16 protein-coding genes are annotated in these 14,336 nt (G+C 37.2%); 2 read left to right on the top strand and 14 right to left on the bottom strand.

All coding sequences use genetic code 11. The features are described from left to right. Positions 1-208: 208 nt before the first annotated feature. A complete protein-coding gene (locus Q0W95_RS05615; protein ID WP_297790735.1) occupies positions 209-715 on the bottom strand; it encodes a sigma-70 family RNA polymerase sigma factor in 507 nt (168 codons plus the stop codon). A gap of 339 nt (positions 716-1,054) precedes the next feature. Between Q0W95_RS05615 and Q0W95_RS05610 the strand changes: the two genes are divergently transcribed. Further along, complete coding sequence (locus Q0W95_RS05610; protein WP_297790733.1) at positions 1,055-1,192, top strand: hypothetical protein; 138 nt, start codon at positions 1,055-1,057, stop codon at positions 1,190-1,192. Positions 1,193-1,276: 84 nt separating this feature from the next. Here Q0W95_RS05610 and Q0W95_RS05605 read toward each other — a convergent pair whose 3' ends face one another. The 4 genes from Q0W95_RS05605 to Q0W95_RS05590 are packed head-to-tail and all read right to left on the bottom strand — an operon-like array spanning position 1,277 to position 5,261. After that, positions 1,277-2,692: an aminoacyl-histidine dipeptidase gene (locus Q0W95_RS05605; RefSeq protein WP_297790731.1), complete on the bottom strand. Its 1,416-nt coding sequence runs from the start codon at positions 2,690-2,692 to the stop codon at positions 1,277-1,279. Positions 2,693-2,701: 9 nt separating this feature from the next. Next, positions 2,702-3,991: a coproporphyrinogen dehydrogenase HemZ gene (gene hemZ, locus Q0W95_RS05600; protein ID WP_297790729.1), complete on the bottom strand. Its 1,290-nt coding sequence runs from the start codon at positions 3,989-3,991 to the stop codon at positions 2,702-2,704. 35 nt (positions 3,992-4,026) lie between these two features. After that, entirely contained in the window at positions 4,027-4,665 is a 639-nt protein-coding gene (locus Q0W95_RS05595) for a CpXC domain-containing protein (protein ID WP_297790727.1), read from the bottom strand. A 50-nt stretch (positions 4,666-4,715) separates the two neighbouring features. Beyond that, positions 4,716-5,261, bottom strand: coding sequence for an ECF transporter S component (locus Q0W95_RS05590; protein ID WP_297790725.1), 546 nt, complete (start codon positions 5,259-5,261; stop codon positions 4,716-4,718). 74 nt (positions 5,262-5,335) lie between these two features. Between Q0W95_RS05590 and Q0W95_RS05585 the strand changes: the two genes are divergently transcribed. Continuing rightward, positions 5,336-5,995, top strand: a complete 660-nt coding sequence (locus tag Q0W95_RS05585; protein WP_297790723.1) for a hypothetical protein — start codon at positions 5,336-5,338, stop codon at positions 5,993-5,995. Positions 5,996-6,050: 55 nt separating this feature from the next. Here the strand turns inward: Q0W95_RS05585 and Q0W95_RS05580 are convergent, their stop codons facing one another. The 9 genes from Q0W95_RS05580 to Q0W95_RS05540 form a co-directional block, all read right to left on the bottom strand. Then, complete coding sequence (locus Q0W95_RS05580; RefSeq protein WP_297790722.1) at positions 6,051-7,277, bottom strand: AI-2E family transporter; 1,227 nt, start codon at positions 7,275-7,277, stop codon at positions 6,051-6,053. Between the two features lie 83 nt (positions 7,278-7,360). Beyond that, a complete protein-coding gene (locus Q0W95_RS05575) occupies positions 7,361-7,807 on the bottom strand; it encodes an Asp23/Gls24 family envelope stress response protein (protein WP_297790720.1) in 447 nt (148 codons plus the stop codon). A gap of 12 nt (positions 7,808-7,819) precedes the next feature. Further along, on the bottom strand, positions 7,820-8,110 hold the full coding sequence (locus Q0W95_RS05570; RefSeq protein WP_297790718.1) for a DUF2273 domain-containing protein: 291 nt from the start codon (positions 8,108-8,110) through the stop codon (positions 7,820-7,822). Positions 8,111-8,113: 3 nt separating this feature from the next. Beyond that, positions 8,114-8,653 carry an alkaline shock response membrane anchor protein AmaP gene (gene amaP / locus Q0W95_RS05565; RefSeq protein ID WP_297790716.1) on the bottom strand — a complete coding sequence of 180 codons (540 nt, stop codon included), beginning with the start codon at positions 8,651-8,653 and terminating at the stop codon, positions 8,114-8,116. Between the two features lie 48 nt (positions 8,654-8,701). Continuing rightward, on the bottom strand, positions 8,702-10,621 hold the full coding sequence (locus tag Q0W95_RS05560; protein WP_297790714.1) for an ABC-F family ATP-binding cassette domain-containing protein: 1,920 nt from the start codon (positions 10,619-10,621) through the stop codon (positions 8,702-8,704). Next, positions 10,622-11,257, bottom strand: a complete 636-nt coding sequence (locus tag Q0W95_RS05555; RefSeq protein ID WP_297790712.1) for a redox-sensing transcriptional repressor Rex — start codon at positions 11,255-11,257, stop codon at positions 10,622-10,624. Further along, entirely contained in the window at positions 11,258-11,857 is a 600-nt protein-coding gene (locus tag Q0W95_RS05550) for a hypothetical protein (RefSeq protein WP_297790710.1), read from the bottom strand. It lies immediately after the preceding gene. Between the two features lie 8 nt (positions 11,858-11,865). Beyond that, positions 11,866-13,689 (bottom strand): translational GTPase TypA, encoded by a 1,824-nt coding sequence (gene typA / locus Q0W95_RS05545; protein WP_297790708.1) that lies wholly within the window; start codon positions 13,687-13,689, stop codon positions 11,866-11,868. Between the two features lie 181 nt (positions 13,690-13,870). Next, positions 13,871-14,248 (bottom strand): ATP-binding protein, encoded by a 378-nt coding sequence (locus Q0W95_RS05540; RefSeq protein ID WP_297790706.1) that lies wholly within the window; start codon positions 14,246-14,248, stop codon positions 13,871-13,873. Positions 14,249-14,336 lie beyond the last annotated feature (88 nt).

Below are 14,336 nucleotides of genomic sequence, written 5' to 3'. Positions count from 1 at the left end.
TATCTGTGCCAAGGCTTGCGATAAGACCTATCATTTTTTACTAAAGAATTTTTTATTGTATAAAATTTATCTAAAACTTTTTTTCATTTAAATTGAATATTAAACAATAATCTATTAAATATATATTTTCTATTTGCTGGTCTTTTTTCTTAAAAATCCTCTCTTCCTTTGGCCATATTAATAGATTGCATAAAATTTTTGATGTTTTCTATCTAAATTCTTCCCTCAGTTTCTTTAGGCTTAGGCTTAGGCGGTTGGCTACAGTTTTGGTTGAGATTTTTAGTCTTTCTCCTATTTCTTGGTTTGTCATTTCTTTAAGGTATCTCATTTCTACTATTTTTCTATCTTTGGGAGATAGGATTTCTAGGTAGGTTAAGATTTGCCTTATCCTATCCTTTCTTAGAAGGTCTTCTTCAAAGTCGGTTGTATCTATTAGGGAGTCTATCAATTCATCGCCTTCTTGGTTTTTTTCGTTGAGGGATAGGATCTCCTTCTTCTTGCCCTTGTCTAGGAAGTGGTAGTAGAGTCTTTGTTTGAGGTAGTAGCCGAAGGTAGCCTTCTCGGCATCGTAGGTTAAAATCGCCTCCATTAGTATCATTCTCGCCTCGTCTATTGATTCGTCCTTTTCGTATTTTTGGAACTTATTTGTTACGGCAAGGATGAGGGGCTTGTAGGCATCCATTATCATCTCAGAATTTTCTATATTTATTTGCATTATCAATCCTTTCTGAGAGCTCTCTTGTGTCGACAAGACTATGATAAAGGATTTTTCTTTAAAAGTTTAATTGGATAAAAGGCTTTTAGGAGGAAAATTTGGGGCTTATTGGGTCTTGTTTGATGGTTTTGGTCGACAAAAGCCTTATGGTCCGATAAATTTCGGGAAGTCTTCCGCCTTTAGTCTATGTATGGGTGGAGGAGGTTTTTATAAGAATTAGAAATTTTTGAAGAAAGGAGTGGCGTACTTTCTTAACAATTCTTGGATTTTGATAGGTAAGGGATCAACTTTCCTTAAATTCTTAAGAAGATTTCTGATAGAGAAATAGCCGAAAATATTATGGACTTAGTTAAAATTGTTAGTGAACTTGGCTTTCCAATAGCCATTTGTTTGATTCTAATCTTTGAGGTAAGGGGTAAAATTGATGAGATTTTGCATTATGTCAAGGAGATTAAGGATAAGATAGACAAGCTCTAGGGCTTGTCTATTTTAGGATATATGAAGAAGGTTATTAAAACCAAAAGCCCCACCATCGAAGTCGGATGGTGGGGCTTTTTCTAGCTATTTTATTTTCTTTAGAAGTTCTACTAAGAACTTGTAGTTGTTGGCTACTGATTCGATGTTAACTCTTTCTGTTGGTGAGTGAGCTCCTTCTATTTCTGGACCGAAGGATATCATTTCAACGTGTGGGATTTCCTTTTTGAATAGACCACATTCAAGTCCTCCGTGGGTTGTTCCTACTATGAGGTCATCTCCGTGGATTTGTTTCCATGTTTCGTTGGCAAGGTCAATTAGTGGAGTTTCTTCTCTTTGCCAGCCTGAATATTGGTTTACTACTTGGTATCTTCCACCAAATCTTGATATTATTTCCTTGGCGATTTCTCCCCTGTTGATTTTTGCAGAGTCTACTTCGGATCTTATCATGGTGTGGAACATTATTGTCTTTTCCCTGTTTTCGAGTAGGCCTAGGTTGGATGAGGTTACTATGTTGGCCTTGTATTTTTTGTAGAGGCCGTCAGGAAGGACAAAGATTGCATCTATTATATTTTTGCTTGCCTTAGTGCTTATTACCTGACCTTCAAAGTCTGCTTTTTTAATTGAAATCTTACCATTTGGGTCTGAATCCTTGTATTCGTTGAGAATTTCTTTTTTTCTTTTTTCTAGGATTTCTAGAACCTTGTCCCTATCCTTTACGCAAACAAGGGCTGATGCTGTTGTTGGGATGGCGTTTCTTTTTACTCCACCTGTGATTTCTCCTATTTGTAGGTCTTCGATATTGTGGAGAAGTCTTGCAAGAGCCTTTATTGCATTACATCTAAATTTGTCAATTTCCATACCAGAATGGCCTCCTTCGAAGCCTTGGAGGGAAATTTCTACAAAGTCGCCCTTCTTTTCTTCCATTTCTTTATCAAATTCGATTTCAAGGTCAAGACCTCCTGCACAGCCGATTGTAAGGACACCCTCTTCTTCTGAATCGATGTTAATTAGGTATTTGGCTTTAAGTTGAGTTAGGTCTAGGGCTCTTGCTCCAACCATTGAAGTTTCTTCGCCTGTTGTAATTATTGCTTCAATTGGTCCATGCTCTAGGCTATCATCATCAAGGATGCCCATGATGAAGGCAACACCAATTCCATCATCTCCTCCAAGGGTTGTTCCATCAGCTGTTAGCCACCCATCTTCTAGGATTAGTTTGATTGGGTCTTTCTCAAAATCATGGTCGCTATCATCTTCTTTGACACAAACCATGTCCATGTGTCCTTGAAGGGCAACTGTTGGTCTATCTTCATAGCCTTTTGAGGCTTTTTTTCTTATAATTACATTGAGGGCCTCATCTTGGGTAACTTCAAGGCCTCTTTCTTTAGCAAAGTTTACTAGGTAGTCTGAAACTTCTTTTTCGTTTCCAGATTCTCTAGGAATTTGGCTTAGTTGGTAGAAGTTTGCAAAAACTTCTTGGGGTTGTAAATTTTTGATTTCCATATTATCCTCCTAATTATTTTTATTATACTCATTTATCAATTTATTTTTAGAGGTAATTTCCTCTTCTAAGTTGGTGAAGTAATCCCTTAGGTTTCTCGCATTTCTATACTTTTTCCCATTGATGAGCTTGGTGTTGGCGTTCATGCCAAGTCCTACTATTGATTGAAGCTCCTCGTTTATTATAATGTTGTACCTTTGGCTTGTGGCCCCTTTTTGGTAGCCGACATTTTCGAGGTTACCTACTATGTTTTTTTGCCTGTAAAGGTAGTAGGGCTTGTAGGAATTTCCCCTTACAAAGTCATCAATCATCTGGCTAATGGCTAGGGTATCTTTCCTACTTGCCTTTAGTGATTTTTCAAAATACTTGCTTGCAACCTTGATGGCTAGGGTGTGAAAGGTGATATTTTCTGGCATCAAATCTTTCAAAAGGTCAAAGTTTTTCGCAAAAAGTCCAGCATCTTCTCCCATAAGTCCCACAATAAAGTCCATATTTATTATAAATCTCAAAGACCTAGCCTTGGTGTAGATTTCAAGGAAGTGGTCAAAATCGTAGGTTCTTCCTGCCCTTTCAATAACTTCTTTGTTGAATGATTGGGGGTTTAGGGAAATTCTTCCGACCATATTTTCTCTTAGGATTTGAAGTTTATCGAAGTCTAGGGTATCTTCCCTCCCTGCCTCAAAGGTAAATTCTTGGTAGGTGAATTTCTTGTTGATTGCACCCAGAAGTTTCTCCAAGTCTTTGGTGGATATGAAAGAGGGCGTTCCTCCTCCTATATAAATCGCATCAAGCTTGTTGGGCAAATTGATATTTTCCAGCTCATAAATTAACCTATCTACATAGGCACTCTTGTCATGCCTATTGCCTACTAGGGTTGGATAAGAGCAGTAGTGGCATCTAGTTGGGCAAAAGGGGATGTTGATATAGAGAGAAAAACCCCTAGGATTTATGGTAAGTTTATCCTGTTCATTTTTTACTTTCATCAAAAGGTCGACCTTGGCAGGAGAAAGAAGGTATTTGGTCTGTATCTCTTGGTGGCTTAGCTTTTGTAGAAGCTTACTTGGCTTAGAGCCTGTAAGGTAACCCCAAGGGGACTTGTAGCCAGTTTCTTCCGTAAGGATTGTGTAGAGGTCTTTTTTCAAATTATCATAACCGACCACCCTATCTTCTAGGATGATTTTCCCTTCTTCGATCCTTAGCTTGGCAGTTGGGTCAAAGTCAAGTTCTTCATGGTCATAAAAAATATTTAAGATATCGTAAACTTCTTTTCTCTTCCTGGAGTCTGTAACATAAAATTTCATAATTTTTCCCTAACAAAAAAGCAGGAGACCCTGCTTTACTTAAACTTTTTCAAAAAATCATAGGCCCATGCCCTGTTTATGAGAGCAGGCTTATTGTCAAAGCTTGACCCATAAGTTTCTTCTATCTTATCGTAAACTTCCTTAGGAAAAGGAAGGCTCATCACCTCTTTAGTTTTTGAAGTTATTATAAACTTATCAACTTCTTCAAGGACAAAGCTTGCCACATCATCATGGTTTAGGCTAAGCTCATCGGATTCTAGGAGGATGTATTTCATAAGCTCCACCGTCCTATCATCAAGACCTGCCTCAAGGATTAGGATTTTTTCCCTAAGCTCATCAAGGTTTGTGGTCATGATTGTCCTAAACTTAGAAAGCTCATCTCGCCTTAGCTTATCAAGGAGGCTAAGGGATGAGATTAAGGCGAGTCTGTGGCTAGATCCGACAAAGTCGGGGTCGTTAACCACCATAAATTTAAGCCTATCATCTGTATAGATGAACCTATAATTAAGCCTAAAATCATGCCCACAAGAAGGACAAAGTAGACTCGCAAAATCCCTATTTAGAAGCTTGTCCCTTTCCATAGTTTCCGAAAAAATAGCAGTATTCAAGTCTTTTTTGAAGATATGCCCACACCTAGGACAAGTAATCTCGAATTGTTTCAATCTTTCTTGCATATAAACCTCTTTTACTCTTCTTTTAGGTTTATACCCGAAAGAGGTCCTCTTTACTCAAAGTCAACTGCCTTTAAGAGAGGAATGGCAAGGATTGATGCTATGATTACTGAAATTAGTGCGTTGATTAGTGATACTCCAGCTTTTGGGAGAAGTTCTGCCATAGTTGCCTCCATAGTAAAGGCCATAATGAACTTATTTGTTATAAAAGACTTGGTCAAGTACAAGACAACATAGGTAAGTTGACCACAGATTGATGCCAAGAGGAGTTTTTTCTTATCAATTAATCCTTTTCTATGCTTATAGATTAGGCCTGCTACAAGGGCTAGGGCAAATTTTGTGATGAAAGTTATTGGTGCTGATGTGAAATATACTGGGTCAAAAAGGTCAAAGAGGGCTGAACCAAGTCCTGCCGCAAGACCACCAAGTCCTGGTCCCATTAATAGACCCGCCAACAAACAAAATACATTGCCTAAGTGGAATCTAGTTTGTCCAAAAGGAGTGGCTACTGGTATTTGGAAAAACCTAGAAAATATGTAAACAAGGGCTGTGAAAAGTGCAACATAAACTAATTTTTTGGTTGTGAGTTTTTTTAACATGAAACCTCCTTAAATTTCTTTTCCTTCCTAGTATAACATAAATTTTAAAGTATTGTATAGGAGAGGTGATAAATATGAGTAAAAATTTGGGTCCAATCCATTACATGATGTATGAAAAAATCAAATTCCAAGATAAGATTACAGATTTTCTGATGGATGGTAAGACCAACGAAATAGATAAAATTTATAAGCCAGTTGAAACTCACGATTTGGCTGACCTAATAGACCAAGATAACATTCACGGTTGGCTATCAAGTAGGATTGATGTGGTAGAAAATAGACTTGCTCAAGCCATGGCTCTTGCTATAAATCCTAAGGAAAAAATGTATGAATTAGGAAAGATTGAGGGAGATGCGGAAAGGCTTACTAGCCTTGAGGAAGTTTTCGATAGATTAAACCTAAGGCTTCTTGACGGTATGCCTTGCGATAGAGGCCTAAGTGCTGGCCTTGATGAGGAGGGAAATCTCTTGTTGGTTACCAACGACAACCTCCATGCCAAGTACCAAAAAGCTAGGATAAATCCCGAAGATTCCTTGGCCAATACCTGCGAGGGAAACCACAGCCACGACCACCACGAATCTTTTGAGCTAGGTAAAGTGAGAGAAGATGAGCTCAAAGGAGAAGCTTCCACCTACCATGCCCTTAGGTATGAGTTTATTAGAGGATTTTTGGAAAATAGTCCCTATGAAGTCGAACTTGTAAATGGCATCAACTATAAAATTAAAGAAAGATAGAAAAAAATCCCACCTAGGTGCTATCCAAAAGGAAGCTCCTAGCTTGGGATTTTTTTCAAAACTTAAAGTTCATCTTATCTTCTCGCATGGTTTCGTAAGATTTTTCGTTAAGTTCTTGTATTTTGTTTAAGTCTATATTTTTTTGCCTAAGTTTTCTTTTAGTGCTATCTTGGATGAGGTTATAAATTACGGTTGCTATAGGCATGGAAGTAATCATTCCCACAATTCCAAAAAGTCCTGCTCCAATAAAGGCTGAGATAAAAATCCAAATAGCTGGCAAGCCCTGGTGTTTGCCAATCACGAGGGGATAGATAATTTTTTCCTGTAATTGTTGGATACTTAGGACAAAGACCAAAAATACCATAGCTTGGGTTGGCGACTGGATAAAAATCAAAATCATACCCACACCAGTAGCAATAATCGGTCCAAAGTAAGGGATTATGTCAAAGGCTCCTACAAGTATAGAAATCATTCCAGCCATTGGTAGACCCAAAATCTTCATACCTATAAGGCAAATAAGCCCTAAGGATAGGCAAGAAAGTAGCTTTGTTTCAAAAAACCTAGAGAATGAATCATAGGTTAGTTTTGCCACATAGTTTACTTGATTAACAGTCTTTTCCTCAAAATTTGCTAGAAGAAGTTTATTTGACCCAGCTTGGAGGTCCTTCTTATTCATGGACACATAGATGGAGAAGAAAAATCCCATAATCATGGATATTAGCCAAGATGAGAAGGAATTTAGGAGGCTTGAAGTCTTGGTCAAAAGTCCCCAGTTTTTTCCATCTAGCATTCTAGTAAGTTCTCTAGTAATATTTTCCATATCTAGTGTATTAAGTTTGTTAATTATCTCTGTCCTTAGCTCCTTAAATAGCCTTTGGCTATTTAGGTATTCGATAAGCTTATCCATAAAAACTGGGATATTTTCCACCAAAGAACTTATAGCATTTACAAGCTCTGGCACAAAAACTGTGATTATTATGGTTACAAGCCCAAAAAATATTATCCAAGAAAGAATAAGGGCTAGGATTTGAACTAGGTTTTTGTGCTTGTCCTTGTCGATAAATCTCGCAAAAACCTTCTCTTCAAAAAAGTTCATTGGAAGGTTTATGATGAAGGCTATCACCAAACCGTAGAGTATGGGTCTAAGAACCGCATATGCATTTACAAGTCCCTCACCAAGCCTGTCCTTATACCAAAAGGCAAAGAAAACTAGGATGGAGATAAGGGTTACCTTCAACATATTTTTACTTTTTTCATCAAGAAATTTCTCTTTATCTTTCATCTATCCTCCAAGTAAAACCTAAGATTTTAGGTACAGACTCTAGCTACAGCTTATAAGCCTCCTAAGTAAGTCCATTTGGTTTTTTAGTATCTACTTTCTACCTTGCTTGCTTCTTTTTTCTTTTTTTCTTCGTATTCTTCTCTTGTCATAACATCAACTATGTCTACGTTGATTGTTACTACATCAAGTCCTGTCATCTCTTTAACATTACCTCTTACAGCCTTTTGGATATCTGAAAAGATTCTGGTTGCGTTTTTTCCATACTCAATTATTACATCGAGGTTGACCTTGGCCTCTTTTTCGCCAACTTCTACATTAACTCCAGCTGTTGATTGCTCGGAAGAATTTGAGAAAAAAGATCCAATTGAATCTGCTATATTTCCCTTCATATCAAGGATACCATCGACACTTTTGATGGCAATTCTCGCTATTTTTGCAACAACCTTATCCTCAATTATGAGCTTGCTTTCCTCAAATTCTAATTCTCTATCTGTCTTTACTTCATCAAGTTTTTGCTTATTTTCTGTCATAATTTCCTCCTATTATCTAAACAACCTTCTTACAAAGTTTATATACCTTACATCCCTATCAAAGTAGGCTCCAATAGTATAAGATATACTCATAAGTAGCCAAATGCCAATGGTCCTAAAAAAACCAAAGTTAAAAAGGCAAATCAAGGTACACAAACCAAGACCACTTCCTATTAACTTACCCTTATTCATCTTGTAAAAAGCAAGTCTTTTTTGCCTGACCAGCTCCTTCCTATCCATCTTTATTTTCTCCAAATCATAGATAGTTAGTCCTGTTGAGTTTTCTTTATTAATTTTATCCATCTCCTACCCCTTCTTTTCATCCAAGCTTTTTTCCATTTTTTGGAAGTACAGACTTAGGTCAATATCACTAATGCCTGTAAGCTCTCCAAGGGCTTTTCTTGCCTCAGTTTTGACCTTGTCTGTAAGAAGGTTCAAGTCTTTGTTATTTTCTATTTGAACCTTGGCACTAGCCTTGATTTTCTCCCCACCTTTGAGTATTCTCACATCTTGGCTTAGGGGCTTTAGACCAGCTCTTCTTACTGCCTGGGCTAGGGTATTTTCAAGAGAACTCCTCTTTACCAAAATTGAGCCGTCCTCTTGGTTTCTTAGATATTCAAAATCCACATCCGAACTTAGGATAAGATCTATCAAAATAAAAGTTGCAAATACCAATAAGACAATACCTACAAGCATAAGACCAAGCCTAAGTTTTGAATCTTCTAAATAGTAGATGAAATAAGCTAGCAGGTTACTTCTTATAAGTCCCGCTGATACAAAAACAGCACCCAGTAGGATTAGTATTAGTGTCATTATGGAAAATATTATTCTTTTAAATGTTCCCATAAACCCTCCTTAGTATATACTTACCCTATCTTAGGTGCTTCAATCTCTTTATTCAATTTCCATAGAAAGTTCCAACCACTTATGGTCGATTTCATCTTTTCTTTCTTCAAGATTCTTTATTTCGCTGAAAGTTTTTTGAACTACGTCTTGATTATCATAAAAACCTTCCTCAAGACTTAAATCAGTTAGCTCTAAAATCCTTGCTTCTATAGCTTCCATTTCCTTTTCCAAGTCTCTGATTTCAGCCTTAATTTTTTTGACTTCATTTCTTTTAAGACTTTCTTTTTGCCTTTGCTTTTTAATCTGAGTCTTGGTAACTGTAGGCTCATTTACTTCTTCCAAGGATTTTTGCCTAAGCTTATCCTCATAGTAGGAATAATTTCCTAAGTATTCATCCATCCCATCTTTTTTCATATCCAAAATCTTTGTTGCAACCTTGTTTAGGAAGTACCTATCGTGGCTAATGATTAGGACTGTCCCCTCATAGTCAAGGATGGCATCTTCTAAGATTTCTTTAGAATCAATGTCAAGGTGGTTGGTTGGCTCATCCATCAAGATAAAGTTGGTATCTGATATCATAAGCTTTAGGAGGGAGATTCTCGACCTTTCTCCTCCCGATAGCTCACCAACCAGCCTATTAACATCATCTTCATAGAACATGAACTTGGCAAGGTAGGATCTTATCTCGAAATTTGTAAGCATGGGGTAGGCCTTGGAAACTTCCTCAAAGATAGTATTGGCAGGATCTAGGGACTTTTGCTCTTGGTCGAAGTAGCCAATATTTACTGACGAGCCTATCCTAACTTGTCCGGAATCTCTACTTTCTTCGCCCATGATTATCCTAAAGAGAGTGGTTTTGCCAACTCCATTTTCTCCAATTATTGCACATCTTTCTTGCCTATAGAGGTCTAGGGAAATATTTTTGAAAATTTCTTCAAGACCAAAAGACTTTTCCAAATCCCTTACTTTGAGTACGTCAACTCCAGATTGAATTCTCGGTGTAAATTTGAGATTCATGGTATCTCTAAGCTCGATGGGCTTATCGATTTTGACCATCTTATCTAGGAGTTTTTGCCTAGACCTTGACTGAGAAATCCCCCTTTTTCTCTTACTTCCTCCCAAGTTTTTGAGTCTTTCTATTATTTCTTCTTGTCTTTCAATCTCTTTTTGTTGGGACTTGTATTGGTGGATTCTAACTTCTAAGTCTTTTTTTCTTTGAGCCATAAAGCTTGTGTAGTTGCCAAGATAGCTCGTAAGCTTGCCATTTTCCATCATAAAGACCTTGTTTACGGTATTATCCAAAAAATACCTGTCGTGGGAGATTACTATAACAGACCCCTTATAATTTTTGATGAAGGTTTCAAGAAAGCTTATAGCTCCAATATCTAGGTGGTTGGTTGGCTCATCTAGTAAGATTAGGTCGGGCTTTTCCAAAAGCAGGTGGCAAAGCTCGACTCTCGCCTTCTGACCTCCAGATAGGTCGGCTATGTTTTTGTCAAAATCTTTCTTATCAAAGCCCATAGCTGTGAGAGTACCCTCAATCTCACTTTTTATCGCATAACCATTTTTTGTGGTAAACTCATCCGACTTTTCAGCATAAGTTTTCATTATGGTATCTAGCTTGTCAGGGTCTTCTTCCTCTGCCATAAGGTGTTCTAAATCTCTCATTTCCCTTTCGAGTTTAATCATATCATCAAAAACTCCTAGGACAAATTCGTAGATGGTCATGTCTGAATCAAGGCTTAGGAGCTGTTTGAGATAGCCTACCCTGACATCACCTGCTATATAGATTTCTCCACTATCGGCAGCAAGCTCTCCTGTAAGAATATTAAACAGAGTTGTCTTTCCAGCTCCATTTGCTCCTATAAGGCCAGCCTTGTCGCCTTTTTCTATCTTAAAACTAACATTTTCAAAAATATCCCTTAGGGGATAGGACTTGGTGAGGTTTGATGCTGTTAAAAGGTTCATCTAAAATATAAAGTCCTCAGGTGAGTTCATGAAGTAAGTTAGGGTGAACAAGGACTCATCTAGGTGGACAGATTCGATTACTACTCCATTTTTTACCTTTAGATCTACTGGAGAGAAGTTCCATATGCCCCTTACTCCTCCCTCACAGAGCTTATCGCATATCTCTTGGGAAACATTTTTAGGTGTGGCAATGATTCCTATATCTATTGGATTTTCCTTTAGGTAGGCCTCCAATTCTTCTATCTCTTTCACTTCTACATCACAAGTTTCGAGATTTTTTGCCTCTTTATCAAAAACAGCCTTAAATTCATAGCCTAAGTCTCTAAAAGACTTGTACTTGTAGAGGGCATGGCCTATGTTTCCATAACCAATAAGAATCATGGAGTAGGTCTTATCAACTCCTATAATTTTTGAAAGTTCTTCAATAAGCTCGGAAACATTGTAGCCATAGCCTTGTTGACCGAAACAGCCGAAGTGGTTTAAATCTTGTCTGATTTGGCTTGCAGTAAGACCAGTTATTTCTGATAGTTCCTTAGATGAAACTCTAATTATTCCCTTTTCATTGATACTTTCTAAGTACCTATAATACTTAGGTAGCCTTTTTATAACTGATAGTGATATATTTTGCTTGGTCATTTATTCCTCCAATCCATCCTTATTTTCTATTTGTTCATCTTTTGAAGCTTCGTTTTCAAAAAGTGAGTCGCTAGCATCCTCTAGGTGGGAATTTAGGATGGCTAGGTCTTCTTCACTTACTTCTTCCTTCACAAAATCCTTAACTTTCTTAGTATCTTCCTTGGCTTTCTTTATAAGCTTTCTTCCTATCCTAGTTGGACTTAGCTTGGCATAATTTATGAAGTGGATAAAATAAACCACTATCAAGGTTGTATAGAAGATAACTTGATTGTACTTAACTAGGTATGCATTTGGCAAGACAATCCTATCTGGTAGTTGGGGAATAAATCTTGCTAGTATCACGATAGCGTGGGCTGAAAGGGCTATGAAGGCAAGGCTTGTAAGAATTGCTACAAGGATTGAAAACTTGTAGGGATGCTTGTCAAATACTACAACAAAGCCAAATACCACCATCAACAGCCAGCAAATTAAAAAAACAACATTCCATATCAAAGCTACAAACACATTGTTGAAAAATACCCCAACTAGAGTCAGGATAAAGACCAAAATGCTTGTTAGAGCTAGGGTGAAACTTAAGTTTCTCTCGGCGTTTTTGATCATACAAACCTCTAATTATTTTTCTTTGACTTATACCTTAAATTAGAATCTAGGATTCTTTTCCTGATCCTTAGGTTATTTGGTGTAATTTCTATTAGTTCGTCCTCTTCTACAAATTCCATCATCTCTTCAACAGACATTTTCTTTGCAGGAGTAAGCATAATAGCATCATCACTTCCACTTGCACGAGTGTTGGTTAGTTTTTTCTTCTTGCATACATTTACATCTATATCAAGACCCTTAGCGTTCATTCCTACTACAAGTCCTTCATAGACTTCATCACTTGGTTCTATGAACAAAAGACCTCTAGTTTGAGCAGAGTTTAGCCCATAAGCTGTTGCAATTCCTGTTTCAGAAGCTATAAGAGAACCTACACTCCTATGGTCCATATCTCCCTTGTATAGGTCATAGCCTTCAAATTCAGAATTTAGGATGCCAGTTCCCTTGGTATCTGTCATAAACTCTGTCCTATAACCGATAAGACCCCTAGCAGGAATCCTAAATACAAGTCTGTTATAACCTGAGCTTGATGGTTTCATATCAATCATCTCACCCTTTCTCCTACCAAGTTTTTCAATAACTGAACCAGAATAAGCTTGATCAACATCGATAGTTGCAATCTCAATTGGTTCTATTTTCTTACCTAACTCATTTGTCTTATACATTACCTCAGGCTTTGAAACTTGAAATTCATAGCCTTCACGTCTAAGATTTTCTATTAGAACTGAAAGATGGAGCTCGCCACGGCCTGAAACCTTGAAGGCTTCTGTTGAATCGGTTGTTTCAACCCTCAAAGAAACGTCAGTTTCCTTTTCCTTCATAAGCCTATCTCTAAGGTGTCTACTTGTTACATATTTTCCATCACGACCTGCAAAAGGTGAATCATTTACAGAGAAAGTCATTGATAGGGTTGGCTCTGAAATTTTTGTAAACTCAATTGGTTCACTATCTTCTTCTGTACCTACAGTATCCCCTATGTTAATATCTTCCATACCTGATAGGGCAACAATTGAACCAAACTTAGATTCTTCTACTTCTTTTCTTTCTAGGCCATCAAACTCATAGATAGTAACAATCTTTGACTTAATTTTTCTACTTGGATCGTTGTAGTTGGTGATAACGGCATTGGCGTTTTTCTTGATAACTCCAGACTCAACCTTTCCTATGGCAATTCTACCAAGGTATTCATTATAGTCGGTTGTAGAAACTAAGACCTTGAAAGGAGCATTTTCGTCTGCTTCAAAGGCAGGAGTATAGTCTATAATAGTGTCCAAAAGGTCTGTCATATCTGATTTTTCCACACCTTTTTCGCTTGATGCCCAACCAAGTTTAGCAGAAGCATAGACTATTGGACTTTCTAGGTAGGACTCATCAGCATCAAGAGTGATGAAAAGGTCTAAAATTTCATCCTCAACTTCATCGATCCTTTGGTCAGGTCTGTCAACCTTGTTGATGCAGACAATGGCAGGAAGTCCTAGTTCGATAGCCTTTTTAAGTACAAACTTAGTTTGAGGCATTGGACCTTCGTGGCTGTCTACGACAAGAACAACTGACTCTGCCATATTTAAAACTCTCTCAACCTCTCCACCAAAATCGGCATGGCCAGGAGTGTCGATAATATTAATCTTTGTATCTTTATAATAAATCGCAGTATTCTTGGAAAGAATGGTAATTCCTCTTTCTTTTTCAATAGAATTTGAATCCATTACCCTCTCTTTAACTTCTTGGTTATCTCTAAACAGACCAGCAGTTTTTAAGAGACCATCTACAAGAGTAGTCTTTCCATGGTCTACGTGGGCGATAATAGCTACATTTCTTACATCGTTTCTTTTCATAAAACCTTCTTTCATTCTAACAAATCTACCAATATATTATATCTCATGTTAATATCTTATCAATATTAAAAGATAAAAAAACATCCTATTTCGGATGTTTACTAGAATTATTCGCAATTTTTTTGTTAAATTTATAAACTAATTTGCAAGCTATCTAAGATAATTTAGGGAAATTTGCAAATTATTTGTTAAAAACTAGGGCAGCAATAGAATTTTCATAAACAATTAACTTATCACTGAGAGCATCAACAAGCATAATCCCCCTACCACTTTCACCATAAGCGTTTCTTTGCTTATCACAAGCTATCCCACAGCCCTCATCTTTGATTTTGACAAAGAGATAGGAATTGTCAAGAAGAACTAGGCAATCAATTTTCCTGTCAAAAACTTTCTTGTTGCCGTGCTTGTAAGAATTTATTATAAGCTCATCCAAGATAAGCCTCAATTTGAAGATTAGATCCTCATCAGCATATCTTTTTTTGGATAGGTCTATAACTTCCTTATTAAAATTTTTTATAGATTCTAAATCTGTATTAATTCTTGTGCTTATGATATCCATATTCTTCTCCCATATTAATGATACCCAAAAAGCTTATGATCTGTCTCTTATACACATCTCCGAGCCCACGAGACTATTGCGCTCATCT

The organism is uncultured Anaerococcus sp. (assembly GCF_947253225.1).
In the GTDB taxonomy this organism is placed as follows: Bacteria; Bacillota; Clostridia; order Tissierellales; family Peptoniphilaceae; genus Anaerococcus.
This window is presented reverse-complemented; position numbering and strand designations above follow the sequence as displayed.